The sequence below is a fragment of the Moraxella bovis genome, assembly GCF_025985205.1.
GTDB lineage: Bacteria > Pseudomonadota > Gammaproteobacteria > Pseudomonadales > Moraxellaceae > Moraxella > Moraxella bovis.
The window spans coordinates 1,399,837-1,423,401 of sequence record NZ_CP087840.1 but is presented as its reverse complement, the minus strand read 5'-3'; the positions used below and the strand labels follow the sequence as shown (position 1 = coordinate 1,423,401).

Below are 23,565 nucleotides of genomic sequence, written 5' to 3'. Positions count from 1 at the left end.
GGAACATTGTCAAGTATTATTTTTTATATTTTTAAAAGGAGCGTAAGCATGGCGAAACTTACGCCAAAACAACAACGGTTTGTTGATGAGTACTTAATAGACCTAAACGCCACACAAGCCTGTATTCGTGCAGGGTATAGCGAGAAAACCGCAAGAAGTATGGGGCAAAGAATGTTGACATTTGTTGACATTCAAAACGCAATCCAACAAGCAATGAGTGAACGCCAACAACGCACTAAAATCAATGCTGATTATGTGTTAAATCGTTTGGTGCAGATTGACCAATTGGACATTGCCGACATCTTGGACGAAACAGGCAATTTTAAGCCGATTTCCGAATGGTCAAAAGAATGGCGGTTAAATCTATCATCATTTGAGATTGTAGAAAACGCCACAGGCGGATTTGTTAAAAAAATCAAATTCCCCGACAAAGTCAAAAACCTAGAATTGCTTGGTAAGCATGTTCAAATTGGAGCATGGGCAAACAATCAATCAGTAGATGTAACAGCTGTCCAAATTAACCAAAATGAGACAATGGGTAAAGATGAATTTAGACAAATTGCCAAAGAAGTTTTGGGTAAAATCTGATGTTGTCCGAAAAAGAAAAAGAAGTGGCAAGGTCGTTGGCGTATGAAGACCTGTATTTTTTTAGCCGTTATATGTTTTATGTTCGCTATGGCTATGAGTGGGTGCAGTCTGACCACCACCAAATCATCTGTGATAAATTGACAGATATTTTTTACGGCAGAAGTCAAAATGTGATTATCAATATTCCGCCACGATACAGTAAAACAGAATTGGCGGTGGTAAATTTTATCGCATGGTCAATGGGGAGAATGCCTGATTGTGAATTTATTCATTCAAGCTATTCATCAACACTTGCAAGCAAAAATTCAAGCCAAATCCGTGATTTGATTTGTCATGAAGAATACCAAAAGATTTTTAACCCGCCCCTAAAAGATGACAGCCAAGCCAAAGACCATTGGAAAACACAGGCAGGTGGCACGATGTACGCCACAGGTGCAGGGGGTACAATCACAGGTTTTGGGGCAGGCAAGCTAAGAGACGGCTTTGGCGGGGCAATAATCATTGATGACCCCCATAAGGCAACGGAAGCACGCTCAGAGACCAAGCGTAACAATGTGATTAATTGGTTTACTGAAACCATAAAATCACGCAAAAACACCCAGCGAACCCCGATTATTGTCATCATGCAACGCTTGCATGAAAATGACTTATCGGGGTTTTTGTTGTCTGGTCGAGATGATGACGAGTGGGAACACTTATGTTTGCCCGCTATCAGTGATGACGGCAAGGCGTTGTGGGATTTTAAGCATGACATTGTTAAATTACGCCAAATGGAGCAAGCAAGCCCCTACATGTTCGCAGGGCAATACCAACAAAGACCCGCCCCACTTGAAGGTGGGTTTTTTAAACCGTCCAATATTGAGATTATCGATGCCCTACCGACCGTTAGGCGGTGGGTGCGTGGTTGGGACTTGGGGGCAACGGTGGGCGGAGACCCAACTTGTGGGGCGTTGCTAGGCATCATGGCGGACGGACGGCTTGTCATTGGCGATATGGCACATGGCGATGTGTCGGTTGATGAACGTGATGCCATGATTAAAAATACGGCAAGCCTTGATGGTAGGGGCGTGTTAATCAGTCTGCCACAAGACCCAGGGCAAGCAGGTAAAACCCAAGCGGTGCATTTTGGCAAGATGTTACAAGGCTATAAATTTAAAACTTCAATAGAAAGTGGCGATAAAGTGGTGCGTGCTGAACCGTTCGCCAGTCAAGTAAATACAGGTAATGTGGTTATGGTGCGTGGAGCGTGGAATATGGGATTGGTTGATGAAATGCGACTGTTTCCCAATGCTAGCCATGATGACCGCATTGACGCCCTAAGCCGAGCCTATGGCGAACTGATTTCACAGCCAGCAACGGTTAAATATGCCACCGCAGGAAAACGGACATTTAGATGAAACTTTTAGATTTTTTTAAGCCGAAAAAGCAAACGGCAAAACCAAAGCCCATGTCGCTAGGCAAAGATGAGTTTATCAGTCAAATTGACCGTTTTTTCGATGATGTGTTAATGGCTGATACGGATGAAATTTTGGCAAAAGTTGGCAAGACACGCCAATCATTATCCGCCCTACTCTATGATGACGAGATAGACGAGAAAATCACCAGACGGCTAGAAAACTTAAAGCAATCGCCTTTTACGTTATCGCCGTCTGAAGGCATGACCGCCCAATTTGTCTATGATGAGCTTAATCGCCATTTAGATGATTTGGTTAGTGCAATCATGAACGCAAAACTGTATGGGTATAGCGTAAGCGAGCTTGTATGGCATGATGACGGCAGGGTTAAATCCATAACCCAAAAGCCTATGGAATGGTTTGAGCCAAAAAAAGACGGACGGCTATTTTACCATGCCGATAATATAACGGCAGGCGTGGATATTTCCGCTAATCCGACTTACCGCCAAAAGGTGTTACTTGTTCGCCATGAGCCAACCTACAAAAACCCAAAGGGCAAGGCACTGCTTAGCCGTGTGTATTGGCTACATTACTACAAAGTAAACGGTTTTGCGTTTTGGGCGAAAAACCTTGAACGCTTTGGCTCGCCGTTGATGATTGGTAAGACCGCAGACACGGACGATTTAGCAACAACACGGCTATCGGGTGCCATGCTAGAAGCCCAAGATAATTCGGTGCTGGCAATCGGTATTGACGATGACATACAAGTCATCAATAGCAGTGGCAATAATGTGGCGTTTGAAGTGTTTGATAATGCCATCAATCGCCGTATTGCCAAATATCTCTTAGGGCAGACCCTAACCAGTGGCACTGATGTAGGCGGAACGTACGGACAGGGCAAGGTACACCAAGACCAACAAGAGATTATCTTTAATAGCGACAGAAAATTTGTCAAAAAATATATCCAACAGTTTATTGACGTGATTTGTGAGGTCAATGGGCATACACCGCCAGTATTTAATTGGATTGAACAAAAGTCGCTACAAACCGAGCGGGCAAGCCGTGATTTGACTTTGTCGCAAATTGGCGTGGCATTTACCGATGATTACTTTGCTGATATGTACGATATTGACAAAAAGTACATCAAAAGCACGCCAAACATCATTGCCAATAGCCCACAAGCCAAAGGCGGTGTGGCAAGACAGTTTACTGATGAACAAATGCGATTAGAAACACTGGCGGACGGCTTGACACACCAACCCCTGCCAACCGATGACGTGCTAAACATCATCAAAAATGCCAAAGACAAGGACGAGATGATAACCGCCCTTGCTAAATTGGTGGGCGATGATGACGAGCTTATCATGGCAAGCCTAGCGGTGGCGGACTTGTACGGTGTTATCGATGAGGCGGAAAATGAATCATTTTGATGTGATGTTCAAAGAAGCGTTGGCATTTGCCAAAAGCCGAAAAGTTGTGCCGTCTGATAAATACTACAATCAGATGACACAGCTACAACGGCAAACGTCCATATCAATCAAATCATTAGCCCAATTAGAGCAAATCCGCCATATCATTGACAGCGTGAACAAGGCGATAGAGCATGGCGAGACGTTCGCCGATTTTCGAAAGCGAGTGCAGGCGGGGGACATACATCTACCACGCCACAGGCTAAATAACATCTATCGCACCAACATTCAAGCTGCTTACAATCGTGGCAAATGGTATGAGCAACAACAGAACAAGAAAGACCGCCCTTATCTGATGTACTCTGCCATCAATGACAGCCGAACACGTCCCGAACACAGAGCAAGGCATGGGGTAATACGCCCCATTGATGACCCTTTTTGGCTTGACAACACACCGCCATGCGGTTTTCGTTGTCGTTGCACCACTAGGGCATTGACAGAGCAACAGGCAAAGGAGCGTGGCATAACGCCAGTCGATGAGCTACCGCCAAAGACTGATGATTTTGGCATTAGTCCCGCCCGCTATGGTGAGCAGTTTAATAATTTGGTGTATGACGCCATAGCACGTCTTGCCCTGGAAAATCCCAAAGCTGATTTGGTGGGCGTAGCAGGGCAGATTGAGCAGGTGGCGATGATGAGCTACCCCATAACCACGCTTGATGAACTTTTAGGGCAGATTGATGAAGAAACAGATTGAGCAAGAGCTAAACCGTGAGCCGTGTTCGTATCATGGCGATATTTTGGCATTTATCCAGAATATCAATGTGGGCGAGCAGACAACAGGCGGATTTGATATTAAAGACGGCATCGCCACCATCAAGGTGCGTGGGCTGTTATTGCCACAAACTGATAGAGATTACACCGAATTTGGCGTAACAGGCTATAACATTTTGGGTGATTACTTAAAACAAGCCAATGATAGCCCAAGCGTCCGTCAAATTGTCCTTGATATTGACAGTAATGGGGGATTTGTCAAAGGCTTATCTGATGTGATAGACGCGATACAGCGACTAGATAAGCCCATTACCAGCCACGCCACAGGAGCGATGAACTCGGCAGCATATTGGCTAGGGGTAAGCACCAAAGCAATCCATGCCGATAAGTCCGCCAAGATTGGCAGTATTGGGGCGTATATCACGCATTTGGATTTTAGCGAAAGTTACGCCAAAGAAGGTATTGGCGTACATGTGTTTAGAAGTGGTAAGTGGAAAGGTGCATTTGACAGCCGTCTGCCCTTGCAAGAACACGAAAAAGAGCGACTACAAGCCCAAGCGGACACAGTCGCTGATGAATTTATGAGCCATGTGGCAAAAATGCGTGGCTTATCAGTAGATGACATCAAGTCATGGGAAGGCGATAGTTTTAATGCAACTGTTGCCCTGGATAAACGTTTAATTGACAGCGTAGGAGATACGATGAACCTAGCCGAAGCCTTAGCCGAACTTGACAAAGTCAAGGCAGAAAGCAAAGCCAAAGATGACCTAATTGCCAAAGCACAGCAAACGGCAAAAGATAAAGACGATGAGCTAAAAGCCTATCAAGCCAAAGTGCGTGATGAACAAATCCAAGCACTAGGTAAGAGCTTTGATGACAATGAGCTTGCCGCCATCAAAGCGATGAGTGATGAAGCTTTTGCCTTGTTCGCCAAACATTCAAAAACCACACTGCCAAAAGCCTTAACCGATGAGCAATTCACCGCAGGCGTGGCAAGCTGTGGCGATGAACTAGACCAAGCAATCAACAACCTAAAATAGGGGGGATTATGATTAAGCAAGACATCAGTTACACCAGTGAGCCAAACCTTGTCATTGGGGATGGTGTACAGACCGACAGCGTGGTGCCAACCACAGGCACCAATTACAAACGTGGCGATTTATTGGTGGTGAGTGATAAAAACGTGGCGACGCACTCGGCAGACGGCACAGATTGGCACGTCATTTGTGCCGTGGACGTAACCGCCGAGCAGGTAGAAAAACACTTGACCGCCAAAAAAGAAATCCCTGTGTACACACAAGGGGAAATTAACGTAGAAGCGGTGCGTTTACAAGGTGTGTTACTTACCGAAGAACAACGCACCCAAGCCCGAGCTCGTGCTAACACGGCAACTGCCATTGAACTTCGCCAAATTTAAGGATTTTTTTATGACATTGAAAATTACTGTGAAAGGTCAAGAATTAACCCTACTTGACAACAATCAATTATCTATCGTACAAAACAAAACCAAACCGCTTGATAATTGGATTTTGGACACGTTTTTTCCCAATAAAGTTGGCTTTGACAACCAAAAGGCGGTGCCGATTGATGAGCTAGAAACCAGCCAACCGCTTGCCCCTTTTGTCTCGCCTGTGGTGCAGGGCAAGCCAATCCGTGAACAGGGCAATTTTGAGCGTAAGTATATCCAAGCCCCTTATGTCAAGCCTGCCAAGATGATTACCCCTGCCAACACCTATGATTTGGCGTTGTTCACAAGATTGAAAGATGCAACAATCATTAAAGGCGATATGTCCATGTCGGATAAATGGCGACTGGCACAGATTGGGGCGTTTAATGAGTTGCGTCAGTCCATTGTAAACCGTAAAGTTCTGATGGCGTGTGATATTTTGACTAAGGGTAAGACTATTGCGGTGGGCGATGACCACGCAGCCATGGAGATTGACTTTGGACGTCATAGCGACCTAAGTTTTACGCCTGTCGTCAAATGGCATGAGCCTGATGCGGACGTTGTGGGTGATATTGAGACCATGAATGCCCGCTTGATTGAGCATGGCGGTACAGGGGCAAGCGTGATTTTGACATCAAGCAAGCTGTACATGCACATGGTAAGAAATAAGGGCTTTACAGAGCGTTTTATTGAACCCAAAGGCTCGACCGCCCCAAATCCCTTTAATCTAGGGCTTGCCGTGCCAAATGCCAAATATCGTGGTGAGATTGATGGTATCGCCGTTTATACTTACGACGAAAAGCACAAACTGAACGGTAAGGCGGAGCGTTTCATCAGCGAAAAGGGTTTTTACATGATTGCTGATACCACAGGCTATCAAGCCCAATGCGAAATCCAGCACCTAAGTGCCAATGGACGAGCAGTGGAATTTTTTGATTACTCGGTGGTGCAAGAGGACCCAAGCGGTATCAAGATGATTTGTGAATCCTCGCCGCTTATCGTGCCGTCAAATGTTAATGGCGTGTGCGGTGGCGATGAATTTATTGACTAAGCCCAACCCACCCTTTGTGGGTGGTTTTCTTTTGGAGAAAAAAATCATGAAATATATTGCCAATCAATCTGTTGGGCGTTTCGCCACAGGCGATGAAGTGCTAGGTCTAACAGACGAGCGAGCCAAAGAACTTTTGGCAATCGGTGCGATTAAAGCGGTGCCGTCCGACCAAGAACCACAAAAAGGGAATGTTGAGCCATTGGGCGATGAACCGTCCGAAAATGACGAAAAAACCGTTGCAGAAGATAAACCAAAACGCCAACGCACAACCAAAACACAAGGTTAAAGATGTACGCAACTAAAGATGACATGATAACTCGCTTTGGCATACGCCAAATCAATGAGCTTGAAAGTATGCACCATGACGGCGAACTATCCACCGATAAAGCACTGATAGATGCAACCCATCAAATCAACAGTTATTTGTCGGTGCGTTACATCACGCCTGTGGTGGGTAGTGAGTTTTTGACCGTGATTGCCTGTAACATCGCCCGATATCGTCTGTATATGAACGACAGCGACGGAGAAGTGCAAAAACGCTATGATGAAGCCATAGCGTGGCTTAAAGACGTGGCAAATGGTAAGGCAAATGTTACCTATGCTACCCCACTAACCGCCCAAGAAATCCAAAAAACCACCGTCCGACCCGTTGCCCCTGTGGGAGCTAGTCATAAAGGCGGTGTGTTTGGGGATAATGTGTTTGCTAAGTTGCCAAGACCATGATTGACGAGAACCTAACCGCCTTTTTACAACATTTGCTATTTGATGAGCAAAAAAGCCACACCTTTTGGCGAAAAGTGGGCAGTCAAATGGTGTATCTTACCCAAGAGCGAATAGAGCAAGGCGTGGATTTGTACGGTCATGCCTTCGTGCCGTCCGTGCGAAGCGGTCAAACGCTAAGAGATACAGGGCAGTTGTTTTATAGCCTAAATTATCAGCTTGTGCCAGACGGTGTGGCGTGGGGAACCAAAGTCGCATACGCCCCTTATTTGCATTATGGGGCAACCATTAAGGCGAGAAATAACGGCTTTTTACGTTTTAAGACCGCTTATGGTTGGGTAAGTAAAAAAGAAGTCATCTTACCGCCAAGACCGTTTTTGGGCTTGGGCGAGCAGGAGAAAGAAAGCGTGGCAAAGATATTAACGGAGCTACTTCGTGGATAATTATTTTGGGGTGGGGCTTGCCTTAACCGACCTGTTAAAAACCCTACAACATCAAGGCGAACCGTTGTTTCGGCGTGTGGATTTTTTGCAAAGCTTAAATGACGTATCAGAACAACGGCAAATCACACCTGCCTGTTATGTGGTGTATCGTGGCGATACGGTGGGCGATACAGCAGGGCGTGGCGAGCGTGTCAAAGTCAGCCAGCGTTATAGCGTCATCATTGCCATATCGCACAGTGCCAGTCAAATCAACGCTTATGATAGCGTGCAAGTGGCAGGCGAGATTATCCCCTTTGTGTTAAGACAGTTGCAAGGCGTGAAAGTCGTGCCGTATGCTTCACCGCTTAAACGAGTGGGGAGCGATGTGGCAGGGTTTAGTAATGCGTTTAGTTATTATCCGTTTACTTTTAGTACGGATATTACCATTTAACCGCCCTTAGGGCTTTGGAGAGTATATGAACTATCAAGCAGAATATTATAGTGGTCAGGGCAAAGTGTTTGTTGCCCCTATCGTGGACGGTAAGACAGGGGCATTTCGCTTTGTGGGTAATGTACCTGCCCTGTCACTAGAAACGTCCGTTGAGAAAAACGAACACAAAGAGAGCCACACAGGGACAAGAGCGGTGGATAAAGTCATCATCAGCGAGCAAAACGTTGAAGCAAGCTTTACACTAGAAGATGTCAATATTGACAACCTAGCCCTAGCCTTTCATGGAGAAATTATTGATGTGGCAGGCGAGAGTATCACTGATGCAGTGTTGGGCGAGCTAACCAAAGGCGATAATTGGGTGCTTACCCATCAAAACGTCTCTGATGTGGTCATCAATGATAAAAACAGTCAGCCATTGGTGGTAGATGTGGACTATATCGTGGATAAAACCTTTGGTCGCATTACGTTCATCTCGGACAGCCAAACGCTAAAACAGCCATTCACGGTCAGTTACACCGCAGGCACAGCAAAGCAGGTTAAGTTTTTGAAAAAATCAAATCCTGAATACGCTTTACGCTTTGAAGGGCTTAACACTGCCGAAAACAACAAACCTGTACTGGTACAAATCCACAAAATGGCTATCGAACCTGCCAGCACCTTTGATTTAATTAATGATGAGCTAGGACAATTTGAAATCACAGGTAAAGCCTTGATGACCAATGAAGGCTTAGTAACGATTAGCAAGTTGTAAGCCAATCCCTTGCAGGTATTCGCTTGCAAGGGTGTTTTTTTGGATTAAAAAATGACAAAACTTAAGATCAGCGACAAAGAAATCACAATACGACCCATAAAAGTCAAGGATTTACCTGCCGTGTGTGTGGCGGTTGAGCCGTTTATTGATAGGTTTAATGACATCTCAAAAGGCGGTCAGGTAACCAACAGCGACTTGTTTCGTCTGTGTGCCATGCACAGTCCCGATGTGGTCAATCTGTGTGCGATATTGACAGATGCCGACAGGGAATGGCTAAAAGAGCAGGAACCCAAAGCCTTGTTTGAGCTTACCTGTGAAGTCATCAAGCTATCGCAAGGTTTTTTTTTAAATCAAATTCTAAGCCCGCTAAACAAGATAGGCAAAACACTCACGACATTAGCCCTTACCACGACATGATACAAACACTTGTGTCAAACGGTCATCACTATGGCGATGTCATGGAGATGGGCTATGGCGATTTTGTGGCGTTTTTAAAGGTGGTTGCCCGTCGCCAAAGCGAACATTATAAGATGATGGCGGTGGCGGTGCGTATGGCAGGGGCGGACAAAAAAGCATGGGGAAAATGGTTTGAAACTTACTAATTTAGCAGACAACAGGCATGTAGATTTGTCCGATGATTTGTATAGCGTGGACGAGCTTAACTGGTCAAAAGTGGTATCAACCCACAACCGCATGCTAGACGGCACGTTACTCATCGAGCAAGCCGTACGCAAGCATGGCAAGCCGTATGTGCTAACCGCTCGTGATGACATGGCATGGGTAACAAGGGCAGTTGCTAATCGGTTGCAGGCGTGGGCAAGCTTGCCTAACACCAAATTTAAATTATCCTACCATCAAGACGGTATGGATAAAGAGATGACCGTGATGTTCGACCATACCGATGACCCCATGCGTGCCACGCCAGTGAAAGGGCATAACAGCCCCAATTTGGACGATTATTTTAATATTGAGCTTAGATTTGTACAGGTAGAGTGATGATAACACAAGATAATTTGGTGCTGTTAAAGGCGGAAAATCAATCAGATTTTGATGATGGCGGTGGACTGCCAACCACACACACCGTTCCTAATCACACCAGTAACGCCCTATTTCCTGATGTATCTGATACCGACCGTATGATGGGGCGTGTGCGACTGCGTAAGATATTTTTGGGCGTACGGACGGCAAATGATGAGTTGGTGCAGTCAGCACGGCTTATTTTTACCAAAATCCCCCACAAAATGAGCGTTTTTGCGTTTAAAGCGTCCGCCTTTTCTGACAGACGAACCCACGCCAAAGACCGCATTGAGAGCTATTTGGCAAGGGGCAGTCGGTGGAGCGGTCATTTGTTAGAAAGTCACTTAAAGGGTCAGCGTGTGATACAGTTATCATTAGACCCTACCGACAGCGTACCAAGCGTGGGTAATTCTTTGGTGATTATCCAAAACGAGAACCAAGCTGATGAGCGTTATCAGTTTGTGCGTGTGAGCAAGGTTAGTACGGAAATCAGAAAATTCCCAATCAGTCGTGAAAAAACCGCCACAAGATTGATTGCTAGCTTGGAGATTACCGACAGTCTAAGACATGATTTTGATGGTTTGTCGGTGCTTGAATATCTAGATGGGGTCAGCGAAAAAAGAAAAGCATTGGTGCGTGATACCATCGTGGCGGACGCTGCCCAGTACTACTCGGCAAGTCATCTGGCACAGCCTATCACTGCCATGACCACCCAAACGGTTAATTTGGAGAGTATTTATGTACAGGTGGTGCCAAGTACGCAGGTAGAAACGCCATTGGTGCAGAACAACCCAAGCATGAACAGCGTGTTTTTTGTCAAAGGTAATGATGACACCGTCAGCCAAACCTTTGTGACATCGGCAACCAATCAGCTTGGGGCGGTCTATCCTACTTCCTTGACGGTAAATATGGGTGGGGCGGTCTATCATGATGACAATGGCGAAATTAAAAATGGCAATACCGCCATCGGGGCGATTGCCTATGAGACAGGGGTCATCACGTGGTACGCTGGAAATACAGGGCGTGGAGCGACTGTGAGTTTTATTCCTGCAGGCTATCAAACAGGGGCAAATGCCACCGAAGTGATAGCCGTGCCAAAGATAGGGGCAGGATATAACTATGTCTATACCCTAGCCAATACACCCTTGCCGTTATCGGTTAAAGTTTCTTATCAGTCAAATGGCGAAGTGTACACCTTAACCGACAATGGTGGTAAGCTTATAGGACAAGGGTCTGGTGTCATCAATGACAAAACGCTTGTCTTGACAACGTCCGCCATACCGGACAGCGAAAGCCTTATCATCATCAGCTATGGTACGGATAATGGGGCGATTGCTGTCGGTGGCATACAAAAGCCCCTATACGCTCATGTCAAGACCGACAAAATGCCATCTGCCGTTGAGATAGATGGTGTGAATTCTACCTTTGACATGACTGATGACGGCTTAAAAGTGTATTTTGATAAATTACCTGCCAAAGGCTCACAAATTACCCTAAAAGGGGCAAACAGTCATATCGCCACAGACGGCAATGGGGCAACGGTCAGTAGTAATAGTAGTGGCTTGACCATCAAGCTAAATAATCCGATTGTGCGTGGCACACTAAGCCTTGAAATCATGGGCTGTGTGTTTGGTGATGACGGCAAGGGCAATGTGGTGTTTAGAAGTGGCTATGAAAAGATTTTGGGCACGCAACAAGACAGCTCGGGGAATTTTCTGACAGGAAAAACCACGCAGGAAACGACTATCACTGAACGCACTACCAATACGGCAGGCGAGATAATGGGCGTGGTGGATTATGGCACTCAGACCATTAGCCTGACTAAGCCGTTAAAAGTTCAGATGGTTCAAACACAAAATTATAGCAAACAAGCAAACTATATCATGTTTAGTGGGGTATAATGAAACAAACAACCAATAACATCATCAATAAAGAAGTGCCATTGACCGCCACAGGGCTTATTATTCGTCATGCCAGTAGTGATTTTGGTAGCGATGATACCGCTCTTGTAGGTCAAGTACATGCCGATTTCGGGCTAAATGCACTAGATAACTCGGTGCGTGTCAGAGTGGGCGATAGGGTCATGCTTGGGGCTAATCTTAGCCATAACGGGGCAAATGCTGGCATAATGAAAGGGCAAAAAATTACCCTAGATGACTGGCAAGCAGGAGCAGGTGGTATGGCTGTCTTAGAGTCTGGCGTGGTCTATACCAAAGCCAATGCGGTAGATAGTCTTATCTTCCGTACTGCCGTGCGACCACTCCAAATCGGCTCGGTACAAATCATGGGCAAGTTTACAGATGGCGAGAGTTTTACGCTCTCAACCAACCAAGACGGACAAATCACAGGTAGCGATAAAGCACACGGCACGGTGGACTTTAAGCAGGGCGTAATTAACTTAGTCTTTTATAAAAAGGTGTTGGCAAGCGAGCATGCCGACAAATGGTGGTATGATGCCCAAAATGTCTATGACGGTTATATTAATGAGCCGTTTTATATCGACCCTGACAGCGTTACCATCAATGCGGTGGGATATAGCTATTTACCGCTTGATAGTAATATCATCGGGCTTGACCCTGTGCGACTGCCTACCGATGGGCGAGTGCCATTTATCCGCAAAGGGGACGGCTTGGTGATTACCGAGCTTAAAAGCAAAACCATTACCGAACCTACCGACCGTATCGAGCTTGGCGAAGTACGCTTATCTGATGTGCGTGTGTACAACGCTGATGGTGATGTCAAGGCGGCGGTGGATTTAGATAGGGGTATTATTAGCTTTGACAGTCCGCCCACATTCCCTGTGACGGTAGATTATCGCATTATGGACATGGGGCTGATTGTTGATAGCGACATCACAGGGCGTGTTACCTTGTCTACCAAAATAACCCACGACTATACCACGAATGCGGTGGCAAGCTCTATGCTACTGGCAGGAGATTTGCAAGCACGCACCGAGACGGTATTTAGCCAAAAGACGTGGAGCCAAGTGTTTGCCGATAGCTTAATTGGCAATAGAGCCAATTGAAAACTTTCTAAAACAGGCAGGTGTCGATGAACAAACCGCCATGCAAACCGCCAGACGGCTTATGAACGGTGTCACAAATGGTGATCCATATGAGAACATCCATAAAATGGCAGGTATGATGGGATTCAAAGGGTCTAGATATGCGGGTGCTAGCACTCGTTTGTTGCATATTGCCGAGCAGTTGCGTTATCGCAAAGCTGACACACAAGCAATTCAGGCGGCGGATGTCATCGAACCTCAAAAAACCGTCAATGTCAATATCAAACAAGGGGGGCAGACTATTAACACAAGCATTCCAGCAGGTCAAGAAAATACCATGATGGAATTTTTAAAGCAACTAGAAAACGGCAAAGCACTAAGCGGTCGTTAAGGGGATTATATGACAGAGTTACAGGGGCTATCAGCCCCTTTTTTATTGAGTTGGCTACCGTTTTGGGTGTTTTGTGCCTTTGGCGGTTTGGCGAGTGCATTTATCAAGATTGATAACACCGACCACCGCCTAAGACGCCCATTTATCGCCAAAACCTTGATTGGCACGATGTCAGGCATGGCGATGGTGCTATATCTTAACCAAAATGCCGAGCCACCGCTAAGCACACTACTACTTTGGGGTTTTATCACGTCCTTGCTTAGCACACCAATCATTACAGGGTTTTTGGTGTTTATATCCGACCAAAAACGCCAAAACGAGCTGTACAAATCGGCACAAGATAAGTTTATCCCTTGGTCAAAAAAGGAGCGAGACAATGAGTAATATGCTTATTATCAATGCCCTAATTTGTGTTGTAGGCTTTGGACTTGGTGCTTATACGTTTATCCGTCATTTGCAAGCGTTTAGCCATGCCAAAACACCCACCGTGGATTCGTGGCTTGTGGCGGTGGGTACGCTTGCATGGTCGGTGGCGTTGTATGCCAGTTTTGATGACAATAATATCACACACGCAGAGCTGTTTTGTCGTGTGTTGTTTTTGGTGTATTGGATTGGCGATATCTTAAAAGTGCAAAAGCATTGTATCAAGATACGCAGACGTTTTAGACGTAACCGCCCCTAAGGGGCTTTTTTATGGAGTGAATTATGACAATCAAAGACATACAAACCGCCATTGGCACAACACCCGATGGCATTTGGGGCAATCAATCCATCCATGCCCTAAGAGTGGCGTTATCAAAGGGTGTGGTTATCCCCATCACAGCCAACATCACGCTAAACGAGCTGTTGGCAAGTCAAACCGCCACACGATATAACATTGATAACATGCCAAACGCACAGGTTCTGGCAAATTTGATTGAAAGTGCGGTTAATCTATGGCAACCTGCAAGAGACATCTTAGGACACCCCATATTTATCACCAGTGGTTATCGTTGCCCTACCTTAAATCGCAGGATTGGTGGGGCGAAAAACTCGGCGCACCTGCACGGCTATGCCATTGATTTTAGTTGTCCTGCCTTTGGCAATACAAGGGCGGTGGTAAAACATTTGGCAGATGAGTTCAAGAAGCGTGGTATAAAATTTGACCAGTGTATTCTTGAATACCCTCAAAGCCCGAACAGTTGGGTGCATCTGGGCTATAAACGCTCAGATGGCGTACAGCGTGGGCAAGTGTTTAGAATTGGGTAAAGGAGGGGGCATGTCATGCACCTCTCACGAAAATAGCTGTTTCTGACAGTCTTTTATCTAAGATTATCTAAATAATCTGCCCAATCTTGCATCATCGCCTTTCTTTTTTCTAAAAATTTGGTGCGGTTGTAGGCGTTGCCGTTGGGGTCTTTGGTCTGATGTCCTAATTGCATTTCTATGATGTGGGGCGGATAGCCCAATTCTTCTTCTAGAATCGTGCGGGCGGTGGCACGAAGTCCGTGGTTTGTCTGTTTGCCTGCAAAACCATTATCCCTAAGCCACTCGGCAGGGCGTGGGCGTGTGATGTGGCGGTATTTGCCACGATTTGAATAAAAAACATAGTCGTGTCCGTGCCAGTCAAGCAAAAATTTAATTTTTTCAACTACTTGACTGGCAAGCGGAACTATTACCTGTGTTTCTGTACTGTTTTCTGTTTTTGGCGGAGTGTATCGCCATTCGTTTTTGTCAAAATCAATGTCTTTTTTGTGCATACTAGCAAGCTCAGTAGGGCGGACGAACAAATAGGGGGCAAGTTGCAAAAAGGTCTTGACAACAACACCGCAATTATCGGCATTATCCACCGCATTTAAAAATTCGCCCAAGTCTCTGGGGTCAATAATGGCAGGATTATGCCCTTTTTTATGTTTTTTGTGGGTACTTTTTAAGCCCCTTGCTACGTTGCTTGTAACCATACGCCTTGACAGGGCAAAATCTAGCACCTGGGCAATTTTGGTCTTAACACCACTTGCCATAAGTGAGCCGTGCGTGTCGTGGACGGCTTGGCAAATGTCCAAAATGTCAAAGGCGGTAATGTCGGCAATAGGTTTATCTTTGATGTGCTGGTACGCATATTGCAAATAACGTTTAGCCCCGTCCAAAGTGCTTGGCTTGTAGTTTTGCTGTGCAAGCCAGTCTTGACTGATTTTGTAGAAAGTATTATCGATGTTGGCTTTGCGCTCTGTTAATTGTCGCTTGACGTATTCTTGGGGGTCAATATTTTGGGCAAGTAGTGCCAAATACTCGTCCCTTTTGGCTCTTGCATCGGCAAGACTGACAACAGGATAAGCCCCAAATGATACAACTGTGCGTTTTTTGCTGATGGGTTTTTGATAATTAAAATGCCAAATCTTGGCGGTGGGTTTGATGAGTAGCGACAAGCCCCCACCGTCATATAAGCGGTAAGGTTTATCCGTGGGCTTGGCGTTGTCTATCTGTTTTGCAGTAAGTGGTTTGATGATTTTCATGGTCTTTGTAGTACGTTGGTTGGCGTACTACAAAGCATACTACAAAAAGAGAGCGATTTCAAGCGACAATGAGCGACAATGAGCGACAATAAAAATAAAAAAAGCCTTGTAAATCAAGGCTTCGGCTACAATGAGCGACAATGAGCTACTTATATTTCCATTTTCCAGTCAAAAGGCATTTCATGATGTCCACGCAGTGCCATCATCAGGGTCTGTTTCATGTGTTGCAAGACTTCGGGCGTGTAGGCGATGGCGGGGCAACCCCAAACAGGGTTGGGCCAGCGAGCGTCATTTTGATAGCGGACGACATGATGAAAGTGTAGTTGTGGCACTTGATTACCAAGGGCGGCGACGTTCATTTTGTCTGCCCCAAAGATTTTTGCCATTTGGCTAGATACCCAGCTTGATTCACGTAAAAATTGCACTTGGTCAGCGTCAGATAACTCATAGATTTCTTTGATGTTTGAGACACGTGGCACCAAAATCAGCCAAGGAAATTGACAATCATTCATCAAACGCACGGTACATAGGGGTAAGTCGCCAACCAAAAATGTGTCTTTGGCAAGGGTGGGATGTAATTGGAACATTGAGATAGCCTTTTTTTAATTATGAATTTTAACAGGATATTGTAACATGATTTTGGCAAAAATTTTAAGGGCTTTGGCAAAATTTTGCAAGTTTTTGCTAATTTGAATTGATTTGATAAATTTTAAAAATTTGTTCAATTTAAGCTAGTTTTCCCCCTTGGTTATGTGTTAAACTAGATAGGAAAAACGCCAAAATTTGGCATTGGTTTAACTTTAAAAAAGGTGAAAGACATGGGTAAAAATGTTGTCGTGCTTGGCAGTCAGTGGGGCGATGAAGGTAAAGGCAAAATCGTGGATTTATTGACCGAGAAAGCAACAGCGGTGGCACGCTATCAAGGCGGACACAATGCAGGGCATACGCTGGTGGTCGGTGGTGAAAAGACCGTTTTGCACCTTATCCCATCAGGGATTTTACGTGAAGGTGTAACGTGCTTTATCGGCAATGGCGTGGTGCTTGCCCCTGATGCTCTACTAAAAGAGATGAAAGGCTTGACCGACAAAGGCGTGCCTGTGCGTAAAAGACTGCGTATATCGCCTGCTTGTCCGCTTATCATGCCCTATCACACCGCCCTTGACCAAGCCCGTGAGTTAAAGCGTGGCAACAGTAAAATCGGCACGACAGGGCGTGGCATCGGCCCTGCTTATGAAGACAAAGTGGCTCGCCGTGGCTTGCGTGTGGCTGATTTGTTCCGCAGTGATTTGGCGGATAAATTGGCAACTATCCTAGAATACCACAACTTTGCTTTGACCCAGTACTACAAAGCAGAAGCGATTGATTATGATGCCACCCTTGCTCTATGTCAAGAGTGGGCAAGCGAGCTAAAAGACTTGGTTGTGGACGTCACAGACGAGCTAGAAACACGCCGTCAGGCAGGCGAGAACTTGATGTTTGAAGGGGCCCAAGGCACCTTGCTTGACATTGACCACGGGACTTATCCGTTTGTAACGAGCTCAAATACCACCGCAGGGGGCGTGGCAACAGGCACAGGGCTTGGGCCTTTGTATTTTGATTATGTGCTTGGTATTACTAAGGCTTATACCACCCGTGTAGGGTCAGGGCCTTTCCCAACCGAGCTGTTTGATGATGTGGGTGAGCATTTAGGAACGGTGGGGCATGAGTTTGGAGCGACCACAGGGCGTGCCAGACGTTGTGGCTGGTTTGATGCAGTGGCACTTAGACGAGCGGTTGTACTAAGCTCCATGAGCGGTATTTGCCTAACCAAGCTTGACGTGCTAGACGGCCTTAGCGAGATTAAAATCGCCACTGATTATACCTTGCCAGAAGGCGAGATTCAGGGTGCGTATGATGCTGAGTATTATGCCAAAGTAACGCCTGTGTATGAGACATTGCAAGGCTGGAGTGAGTCTACAATCGGTATCACGAAGTTTGACGATTTGCCAGAGAATGCCAAAGTCTATATCAAGCGTATCGAAGAGCTTGTGGGCTGTCCTGTGGACATCATCTCAACAGGGGCGGACAGAGCCGAGACGATTGTGCTAAGAGACCCGTTTGATGCGTGATGTTTTTTAACATAAAAACCACTTATTTTTACAATAAGTGGTTTTTTGTTGTCATTATTTTGCCATAATCTTTAAAAAATTCTTGACTTTGGGGGTGAAAAATGATTATATTTAGTTGTCATTTGAATAAGTGGTAATTACGCAAGTTCAAATAACGCAATGCTAACGATAAGTTACTGTTTTTCACATAAGGACATACTCATGAATGCAAAATTTGTACCATCAGCACTGCTTGTCTCTCTTAGTCTGGCTTTATTTGGTTGTGGTGGCGATAAAGAGTCAACCCAAACATCAGCAGGCAATACATCTGTTGCTACAGGCGAACTTGCCGATACACAAGAAGTGACCATCAATAACGGTGCAGAGCCTGAGTCGCTAGACCCCCATAAAGTATCAGGCGTACCAGAATCTAACGTCATTCGTCAGCTATTGGTTGGTTTGACGTCAACCGATGCAAATGGTAACACTGTGCCTGGCATGGCAGAATCATGGGAGAGTGCTGATAATAAGGTATGGACATTTAAAATTCGTGATGCCAAGTGGTCAAATGGCGACCCTGTGACGGCTCAGGATTTTGTGTATAGTTTTCAGCGCCTGGTAAATCCCGAGACAGCATCGCCTTATGCCACTTATTTGGCGGCGGTCAAGGTGGTGAATGCCCAAGACATCGTAGACGGTAAGGCAAAACCTGATACACTGGGTGTCAAAGCCATTGATGATAAGACGCTTGAGGTCATCTTATCCGAGCCTGCACCTTATTTGCCTGACACGCTCATTCATACTTCTGTCAAGCCTGTCAACCAAAAAGCAGTAGAGCAACATGGCGACAAATGGACAGCAGTGGGTAACTATGTGGCGAATGGTGCTTACAACCTAAAAGATTGGCAAGTTAATGAACGCATCGTGCTAGAGCGTAATGTCAGTTATTATGACGACGCCAAGACCACCATCAATACAGTCACGCTACTGGCCATCCCGTCGGAGGTTACCGACGTGACTCGCTACAAAGCGGGCGAGGTAGATGTTACGGCAGATGCCCTGCCATCAGAGCAGTTCAAACAGCTCCAATCAGAGTTGGGCGAGCAGGTCAAGGTTCAGCCGAAGCTATGTACTTATTATTATGAGTTCAACCACACCAAAGCTCCATTTGATGACGTGCGTGTGCGTAAAGCGTTATCATTGGCACTAGACCGTGACATCATTACTGACAATATCTTGGCACAAGGTCAGACCGTGGCATATCAATTCACGCCAAATTCTATCGCAGGCATGAAAGATTATGAGCCTGAATGGAAGGCGTGGGACAAAGCCAAGCGTATTGAAGAAGCCAAAAAGTTACTGGGTGAAGCAGGTTATAATGAGTCCAATCCATTAAAATTCGAACTGCTGTATAATACATCAGAGGCACACAAAAAACTGGCGGTGGCAGCAGCGTCGTTTTGGAAAGATTCTTTGGGCTTTGTTGAAGTTAGCCTAAATAACCAAGAATGGAAAACCTACCTTGAAACTCGACGCACTCAAAAACATCAAGTTTCTCGTGGTGGGTGGTGTGCTGACTACAACGAAGCGTCAACTTTCCTAAATACATTCATCTCAACCGATTCGAGCAACTATGGTAAATACAACAGCCCAGAGTTTGACCGTTTGATGAGTAGTACATTAGGGGCGGATGTTACCGCAGAACAGCGTGCCGAGCTGTATCGTCAAGCCGAAGCGGTGCTAGATAAAGACAGTGCGACCATCTTTGTGTATCACTATGTATCACCCCGTTTGGTAAAACCATACGTCCTAGGCTATGCAGACAACGACCCGCAAAGTACATGGCAGGTCAAAGATTGGAAAATCGCCAAACACTAACACATCACAACAGCACAAATCGCCCTAGGGTGGTTTGTGTTTTGTTTATTATAGGAGAAATTATGTCCCATTTCATGTCTCAACTGCCACGTTTTCGTCCTGCTGTGCTTAGCATGGCAGTCTTGTTTGGTTTGACAGCGTGTGGCGGTGATAAGCCAAGCTCGGCTCAAACCGATACTACCCAAACTGGCACCAATGCCCAAGCCACGGCTGAGCAAGCCATTACCATTAATAACGCCAGCGAGCCTGAGTCGCTTGACCCGCATGTCGCCAAAGGTGCACAAGAGGCGAACGTGATTCGTCAGTTTTCAGAAGGACTACTGACAACAGATAATGATGGTAATCTGGTGGCAGGCATGGCACAAAAGTGGGAGAGTGCTGACAATAAAGTATGGACATTTAGCTTGCGTGATGCCAAATGGTCAAATGGCGACCCTGTAACGGCTCATGATTTTGTATATAGTTTTCAACGTTTGGTTGACCCAAAAACAGGGTCATCGTATGCCAGTTATCTAGAAGATGCCAAAGTGGTCAATGCCAGTGAGATTATCTTGGGCAATAAGTCAACGGATGCATTGGGCGTACGAGCCATTGATGATAAGACCTTAGAGATTACTTTGTCAGAAGCGGTACCTTATTTGCCTGACATGATGATTCATACGTCTGTACAGCCTGTGCATAAGGCAACCGTGGAAGCTCATGGCGATAAATGGACAAATCCTAAAAATATCGTGGTCAATGGGGCATATAAGCCAACCGAATGGATAGTCAATGAAAAAATTGTCCTAGAGAAAAACCCATCTTATCATGACAGTGGCAATGTCAAGCTGGATAAGCTGACCATGCTACCCATTCCACAGGCAACCACAGACGTACAGCGTTATCAGGCGGGTGAGATTGACATTACCGCCAGTGAGTTGCCATCTGAGCAGTTTGCATCACTAAAACAAACCTTAGGCGATGAGGTCAAATCCGCCCCGACTTTATGTACTTATTTTTATGAATTAAATGTTGCCAATCCGCCTTTTGATAATATCAAGGTTCGCCGTGCTCTAAACTTAGCGACAGACAGAGAGTTGATTGCCAAGAAAGTCATGGGGCAAGGACAGGTACCTGCCTATCAATTTACCCCGCCTGCCATCAAAGGGGGATTAAAATACACCCCAGAATGGCAATCGTGGGACAGAGCCAAGCGTTTAGAGGAGGCTAAAAAGCTACTAGGTGAAGCAGGTTATAATGAATCTAACCCGTTGACCTTTAAGCTGTTGTATGACACCAACGAAAGCCACAAAAAAATCGCCGTGGCAATGGCAAGCCTGTGGAAAGAGTCCTTGGGTGTGAATGTAGAGCTTGTGAACGAAGAGTGGAAAAGCTACCTAGAAACCCGCCGTCTAGGCAAATACCAAATGGTGCGAGCCAGATGGTGTGGCGATTATAACGAATCATCAACGTTCCTAAACTTGATGAAATCAAATAGCACCAACAACTGGTCAGCCTATAAGAGTGCCGAATATGACGCCATCATGGCAAGTTCATTACAGGCAGGGCTTAGCGATGAAGAGCGAGTGAAAATCTATCATCAAGCCGAGAGTCTGCTGGACAAAGATGAGGTTCATATTGACATCTTTTATTATACCAATGCCCGTCTAGTCAAGCCTTATGTACAAGGGTATTCTAATAAAGACCCGCTTGACCAATGGCAAGCCAAATATTGGTCAGTGGTAAAATAGATCATTAACACCGCTGGAGCGGAATGCTTCAGCTTCATCATCATGGAGAACTAAGATGAAACTATCAACATTAAACCTAGCCATGCTTACCTTATGTGGAGCGGTTACTTTGACAGGGTGTGGGGGTGATAAGCCGTCCACCCAAGCAGGTAGTGCCAGCAGTATCAGTGCATCCAAGGACAGCATTACCATACCCAATGAAGCAGAACCTGAATCACTGGATTTGCATAAGGCATCAGACGCAGGTTCGTTTGCCATCATGCGTCAAATGTTCGTAGGACTGGTCAGTGCTGATGAAAAAGGAGCGACCATACCCGCATTGGCAACCCAGTGGAGTAGTGATGATGGCAAAGTGTGGACATTTAAACTGCGTGATGCCAAATGGTCAGATGATAAGCCAATCACCGCCCATGATTTTGTGTATAGTTTTCAGCGTCTGACCGACCCAAAAACGGCTTCGCCATATTCTAGTTATCTTGTTGATGCCAAAGTGGTTAATGCAGGTCAAATTGCCGAAGGCAAGGCAGATGTGGAAGCCTTGGGTGTGAGGGCCATTGATGATAAAACCCTTGAAATTACACTAACTGACCCTGTGCCTTATTTGCCTGACTTATTGGTGTTGCCTGTGGCATACGCTGTACCAAAGCAAGCCATTGACGCTCATGGTGACAAATGGCTTGACCCTGCCAACATCGTGGTTAGTGGTGCGTATAAATTGACCGATTGGGTGGTTAATAGTCACATCACTGTAGAGCGAAATCCTGCCTATTTTGGCGAAGTGACGGGTAATATCAATAAAGCCACGTTCCTGCCCATCACATCAGCCTCCACAGAAGTTAACCGCTATAAGGCAGGCGAGGTTGAGCTTGCCGCCATTCCATCGGAGCATTTGGCAAGCATCAAAAAGGAGTTGCCTAATGAGGTGCATTCTTCGCCAAAATTGTGTACTTTTTATTTAGAATATAATCATGCTAAAGCACCTTTTAATGACGTAAAAGCTCGTCAAGCGATTGCCATGGCGTTAGACCGTGAGACGATTGCTGAAAAAGTGTTAGGTCGTGGTGAGAAGGCAACTTATCAGTTTACCCCACCTGCCATTCACGGCATGGGCGAGGTCAGCCACGAGTGGATGAAACTTGACAAATCAGCACGAGTAGCACAAGCCAAAAAGCTCATCGAAGAGGCGGGTTATTCAGCGAGCAAGCCTTTAAAGTTTGAACTGCTATATAGCACGAGCGAAACAGGCAAGCGTATCGCCACAGCCACATCATCCATGCTCAATGAATCATTTGGCGGTAGTGTCAATGTATCCATCATCAACCAAGAATGGAAAACCATGTTAGATACTCGCCGTCAAGGTAAGTTTGATACAGCATTTGCAGGATGGTGTGCCGACTATAACGAGCCATCAACCTTCCTAAATATCTTACGCTCGGGCAACAGTAACAATTCAGGTCAATACAAAAATACAGAATTTGACCGCCTGTTGGATTCAACCCTAAATGCAGGCACTAGTGATGATGAGCGTATGAAAATTTACCACAATGCCGAAGCGATTTTGGATAGGGATATGGCGATGGTGCCGATTTATACTGCCATCTCGGTTCGTCTCAAAAAGCCTTATCTGGAAGCAGAGTCACTAAATGACCCGAGCGGTAACTGGCAAATCAAGGACTGGACGTTAAAATAATTGGCGTTAATCACAGCACCTTGCAGTTGTTTGTAAGGTGCTGTTGTTTTTAAAAATTACGCCCTATGATTGATGCAAATTTTTTGCAATGAGATTTTTTTAATAAAAGTTTTAAATACTGATGTTTTATCAAAAATAATTAATAGGTGTATATAATGGCTTATGTTACAATAAACCACCGATTCTTTAGGGCATGCTTGCCTTTTGTATTTGCAATGAAAATCACGAAAAATCACCCGTTTTTCAAGAAAAAAGTGAAGTTTGATAGT

The 23,565-nt window shown here is 45.5% G+C and carries 27 protein-coding genes; 25 read left to right on the top strand and 2 right to left on the bottom strand.

The annotated features are described in order from the left end of the window. Positions 1-48 precede the first annotated feature (48 nt). The 21 genes from LP107_RS06945 to LP107_RS06845 are packed head-to-tail and all read left to right on the top strand — an operon-like array spanning position 49 to position 14,667. Positions 49-588 carry a terminase small subunit gene (locus tag LP107_RS06945; protein WP_264676291.1) on the top strand — a complete coding sequence of 180 codons (540 nt, stop codon included), beginning with the start codon at positions 49-51 and terminating at the stop codon, positions 586-588. Next, on the top strand, positions 588-1,985 hold the full coding sequence (gene terL, locus LP107_RS06940) for a phage terminase large subunit (RefSeq protein WP_264682745.1): 1,398 nt from the start codon (positions 588-590) through the stop codon (positions 1,983-1,985). Before LP107_RS06945 ends, terL begins: the two co-directional genes overlap by 1 nt. Further along, the gene (locus LP107_RS06935) at positions 1,982-3,412 is read left to right on the top strand and encodes a phage portal protein family protein (RefSeq protein ID WP_115369756.1); all 1,431 of its coding nucleotides are present in this window, start codon (positions 1,982-1,984) and stop codon (positions 3,410-3,412) included. Before terL ends, LP107_RS06935 begins: the two co-directional genes overlap by 4 nt. Beyond that, positions 3,399-4,148, top strand: coding sequence for a phage head morphogenesis protein (locus tag LP107_RS06930; RefSeq protein ID WP_264676293.1), 750 nt, complete (start codon positions 3,399-3,401; stop codon positions 4,146-4,148). Before LP107_RS06935 ends, LP107_RS06930 begins: the two co-directional genes overlap by 14 nt. Continuing rightward, positions 4,132-5,205: a S49 family peptidase gene (locus LP107_RS06925; RefSeq protein ID WP_264676294.1), complete on the top strand. Its 1,074-nt coding sequence runs from the start codon at positions 4,132-4,134 to the stop codon at positions 5,203-5,205. Before LP107_RS06930 ends, LP107_RS06925 begins: the two co-directional genes overlap by 17 nt. Positions 5,206-5,213: 8 nt before the next feature. Next, positions 5,214-5,582 (top strand): hypothetical protein, encoded by a 369-nt coding sequence (locus LP107_RS06920; RefSeq protein WP_264676295.1) that lies wholly within the window; start codon positions 5,214-5,216, stop codon positions 5,580-5,582. A 10-nt stretch (positions 5,583-5,592) separates the two neighbouring features. Then, positions 5,593-6,663, top strand: coding sequence for a major capsid protein (locus tag LP107_RS06915; RefSeq protein WP_264676296.1), 1,071 nt, complete (start codon positions 5,593-5,595; stop codon positions 6,661-6,663). Beyond that, positions 6,593-6,949, top strand: coding sequence for a hypothetical protein (locus LP107_RS06910; RefSeq protein WP_264676693.1), 357 nt, complete (start codon positions 6,593-6,595; stop codon positions 6,947-6,949). The genes LP107_RS06915 and LP107_RS06910 overlap by 71 nt, the downstream gene beginning before the upstream one ends. A gap of 2 nt (positions 6,950-6,951) precedes the next feature. After that, positions 6,952-7,386 (top strand): DUF1320 domain-containing protein, encoded by a 435-nt coding sequence (locus tag LP107_RS06905; protein ID WP_264676298.1) that lies wholly within the window; start codon positions 6,952-6,954, stop codon positions 7,384-7,386. Then, positions 7,383-7,826: a phage virion morphogenesis family protein gene (locus LP107_RS06900; protein ID WP_264676299.1), complete on the top strand. Its 444-nt coding sequence runs from the start codon at positions 7,383-7,385 to the stop codon at positions 7,824-7,826. The genes LP107_RS06905 and LP107_RS06900 overlap by 4 nt, the downstream gene beginning before the upstream one ends. Next, positions 7,819-8,256: a phage tail terminator protein gene (locus LP107_RS06895; RefSeq protein ID WP_264676300.1), complete on the top strand. Its 438-nt coding sequence runs from the start codon at positions 7,819-7,821 to the stop codon at positions 8,254-8,256. The genes LP107_RS06900 and LP107_RS06895 overlap by 8 nt, the downstream gene beginning before the upstream one ends. Before the next feature lie 25 nt (positions 8,257-8,281). Continuing rightward, positions 8,282-9,007: a phage tail tube protein gene (locus LP107_RS06890; protein WP_264676301.1), complete on the top strand. Its 726-nt coding sequence runs from the start codon at positions 8,282-8,284 to the stop codon at positions 9,005-9,007. 51 nt (positions 9,008-9,058) lie between these two features. Further along, positions 9,059-9,424, top strand: a complete 366-nt coding sequence (locus tag LP107_RS06885) for a hypothetical protein (protein ID WP_264676302.1) — start codon at positions 9,059-9,061, stop codon at positions 9,422-9,424. Beyond that, the gene (locus tag LP107_RS06880; RefSeq protein ID WP_115369767.1) at positions 9,421-9,609 is read left to right on the top strand and encodes a hypothetical protein; all 189 of its coding nucleotides are present in this window, start codon (positions 9,421-9,423) and stop codon (positions 9,607-9,609) included. Before LP107_RS06885 ends, LP107_RS06880 begins: the two co-directional genes overlap by 4 nt. After that, positions 9,596-10,003 (top strand): hypothetical protein, encoded by a 408-nt coding sequence (locus tag LP107_RS06875; RefSeq protein WP_115369768.1) that lies wholly within the window; start codon positions 9,596-9,598, stop codon positions 10,001-10,003. Before LP107_RS06880 ends, LP107_RS06875 begins: the two co-directional genes overlap by 14 nt. Next, a complete protein-coding gene (locus LP107_RS06870) occupies positions 10,003-11,925 on the top strand; it encodes a hypothetical protein (RefSeq protein ID WP_264676303.1) in 1,923 nt (640 codons plus the stop codon). Before LP107_RS06875 ends, LP107_RS06870 begins: the two co-directional genes overlap by 1 nt. Further along, complete coding sequence (locus LP107_RS06865; protein ID WP_264676304.1) at positions 11,925-13,049, top strand: hypothetical protein; 1,125 nt, start codon at positions 11,925-11,927, stop codon at positions 13,047-13,049. The genes LP107_RS06870 and LP107_RS06865 overlap by 1 nt, the downstream gene beginning before the upstream one ends. Then, entirely contained in the window at positions 13,030-13,419 is a 390-nt protein-coding gene (locus LP107_RS06860) for a hypothetical protein (RefSeq protein WP_264676305.1), read from the top strand. Before LP107_RS06865 ends, LP107_RS06860 begins: the two co-directional genes overlap by 20 nt. 9 nt (positions 13,420-13,428) lie before the next feature. After that, positions 13,429-13,803 (top strand): hypothetical protein, encoded by a 375-nt coding sequence (locus tag LP107_RS06855; RefSeq protein WP_112742264.1) that lies wholly within the window; start codon positions 13,429-13,431, stop codon positions 13,801-13,803. Beyond that, positions 13,796-14,101, top strand: a complete 306-nt coding sequence (locus LP107_RS06850; RefSeq protein WP_112742265.1) for a hypothetical protein — start codon at positions 13,796-13,798, stop codon at positions 14,099-14,101. Before LP107_RS06855 ends, LP107_RS06850 begins: the two co-directional genes overlap by 8 nt. 23 nt (positions 14,102-14,124) lie before the next feature. After that, entirely contained in the window at positions 14,125-14,667 is a 543-nt protein-coding gene (locus tag LP107_RS06845; protein WP_264676218.1) for a D-Ala-D-Ala carboxypeptidase family metallohydrolase, read from the top strand. Positions 14,668-14,720: 53 nt separating this feature from the next. Here the strand turns inward: LP107_RS06845 and LP107_RS06840 are convergent, their stop codons facing one another. Beyond that, positions 14,721-15,911 carry a tyrosine-type recombinase/integrase gene (locus tag LP107_RS06840; RefSeq protein WP_264676306.1) on the bottom strand — a complete coding sequence of 397 codons (1,191 nt, stop codon included), beginning with the start codon at positions 15,909-15,911 and terminating at the stop codon, positions 14,721-14,723. 149 nt (positions 15,912-16,060) lie between these two features. After that, positions 16,061-16,498, bottom strand: coding sequence for an HIT domain-containing protein (locus LP107_RS06835; protein ID WP_264676307.1), 438 nt, complete (start codon positions 16,496-16,498; stop codon positions 16,061-16,063). Positions 16,499-16,729: 231 nt separating this feature from the next. Here LP107_RS06835 and LP107_RS06830 point away from each other — a divergent pair, with 231 nt between their 5' ends. From LP107_RS06830 to LP107_RS06815, 4 genes are all read left to right on the top strand, one after another. Further along, positions 16,730-18,019, top strand: coding sequence for an adenylosuccinate synthase (locus LP107_RS06830; RefSeq protein ID WP_264676308.1), 1,290 nt, complete (start codon positions 16,730-16,732; stop codon positions 18,017-18,019). Between the two features lie 201 nt (positions 18,020-18,220). Then, positions 18,221-19,876 carry an ABC transporter substrate-binding protein gene (locus LP107_RS06825; RefSeq protein WP_264676309.1) on the top strand — a complete coding sequence of 552 codons (1,656 nt, stop codon included), beginning with the start codon at positions 18,221-18,223 and terminating at the stop codon, positions 19,874-19,876. Positions 19,877-19,938: 62 nt separating this feature from the next. Then, complete coding sequence (locus LP107_RS06820) at positions 19,939-21,606, top strand: ABC transporter substrate-binding protein (RefSeq protein WP_264676310.1); 1,668 nt, start codon at positions 19,939-19,941, stop codon at positions 21,604-21,606. A 55-nt stretch (positions 21,607-21,661) separates the two neighbouring features. Then, complete coding sequence (locus LP107_RS06815) at positions 21,662-23,296, top strand: peptide ABC transporter substrate-binding protein (protein ID WP_264676311.1); 1,635 nt, start codon at positions 21,662-21,664, stop codon at positions 23,294-23,296. Positions 23,297-23,565: the final 269 nt, after the last annotated feature.

Excerpts from the sequence above, each read along its gene's own strand:
- LP107_RS06825 (WP_264676309.1), top strand. The coding sequence starts at position 18,221 with ATGAATGCAAAATTTGTACCATCAGCACTGCTTGTCTCTCTTAGTCTG.
- LP107_RS06890 (WP_264676301.1), top strand. The coding sequence starts at position 8,282 with ATGAACTATCAAGCAGAATATTATAGTGGTCAGGGCAAAGTGTTTGTT.
- LP107_RS06885 (WP_264676302.1), top strand. The coding sequence starts at position 9,059 with ATGACAAAACTTAAGATCAGCGACAAAGAAATCACAATACGACCCATA.
- LP107_RS06925 (WP_264676294.1), top strand. The coding sequence starts at position 4,132 with ATGAAGAAACAGATTGAGCAAGAGCTAAACCGTGAGCCGTGTTCGTAT.
- LP107_RS06930 (WP_264676293.1), top strand. The coding sequence starts at position 3,399 with ATGAATCATTTTGATGTGATGTTCAAAGAAGCGTTGGCATTTGCCAAA.
- LP107_RS06865 (WP_264676304.1), top strand. The coding sequence starts at position 11,925 with ATGAAACAAACAACCAATAACATCATCAATAAAGAAGTGCCATTGACC.
- LP107_RS06855 (WP_112742264.1), top strand. The coding sequence starts at position 13,429 with ATGACAGAGTTACAGGGGCTATCAGCCCCTTTTTTATTGAGTTGGCTA.
- LP107_RS06920 (WP_264676295.1), top strand. The coding sequence starts at position 5,214 with ATGATTAAGCAAGACATCAGTTACACCAGTGAGCCAAACCTTGTCATT.
- terL (WP_264682745.1), top strand. The coding sequence starts at position 588 with ATGTTGTCCGAAAAAGAAAAAGAAGTGGCAAGGTCGTTGGCGTATGAA.
- LP107_RS06830 (WP_264676308.1), top strand. The coding sequence starts at position 16,730 with ATGGGTAAAAATGTTGTCGTGCTTGGCAGTCAGTGGGGCGATGAAGGT.
- LP107_RS06840 (WP_264676306.1), bottom strand. The coding sequence starts at position 15,911 with ATGAAAATCATCAAACCACTTACTGCAAAACAGATAGACAACGCCAAG.
- LP107_RS06880 (WP_115369767.1), top strand. The coding sequence starts at position 9,421 with ATGATACAAACACTTGTGTCAAACGGTCATCACTATGGCGATGTCATG.
- LP107_RS06850 (WP_112742265.1), top strand. The coding sequence starts at position 13,796 with ATGAGTAATATGCTTATTATCAATGCCCTAATTTGTGTTGTAGGCTTT.
- LP107_RS06945 (WP_264676291.1), top strand. The coding sequence starts at position 49 with ATGGCGAAACTTACGCCAAAACAACAACGGTTTGTTGATGAGTACTTA.
- LP107_RS06900 (WP_264676299.1), top strand. The coding sequence starts at position 7,383 with ATGATTGACGAGAACCTAACCGCCTTTTTACAACATTTGCTATTTGAT.
- LP107_RS06845 (WP_264676218.1), top strand. The coding sequence starts at position 14,125 with ATGACAATCAAAGACATACAAACCGCCATTGGCACAACACCCGATGGC.
- LP107_RS06820 (WP_264676310.1), top strand. The coding sequence starts at position 19,939 with ATGTCCCATTTCATGTCTCAACTGCCACGTTTTCGTCCTGCTGTGCTT.
- LP107_RS06915 (WP_264676296.1), top strand. The coding sequence starts at position 5,593 with ATGACATTGAAAATTACTGTGAAAGGTCAAGAATTAACCCTACTTGAC.
- LP107_RS06870 (WP_264676303.1), top strand. The coding sequence starts at position 10,003 with ATGATAACACAAGATAATTTGGTGCTGTTAAAGGCGGAAAATCAATCA.
- LP107_RS06835 (WP_264676307.1), bottom strand. The coding sequence starts at position 16,498 with ATGTTCCAATTACATCCCACCCTTGCCAAAGACACATTTTTGGTTGGC.
- LP107_RS06815 (WP_264676311.1), top strand. The coding sequence starts at position 21,662 with ATGAAACTATCAACATTAAACCTAGCCATGCTTACCTTATGTGGAGCG.
- LP107_RS06935 (WP_115369756.1), top strand. The coding sequence starts at position 1,982 with ATGAAACTTTTAGATTTTTTTAAGCCGAAAAAGCAAACGGCAAAACCA.
- LP107_RS06905 (WP_264676298.1), top strand. The coding sequence starts at position 6,952 with ATGTACGCAACTAAAGATGACATGATAACTCGCTTTGGCATACGCCAA.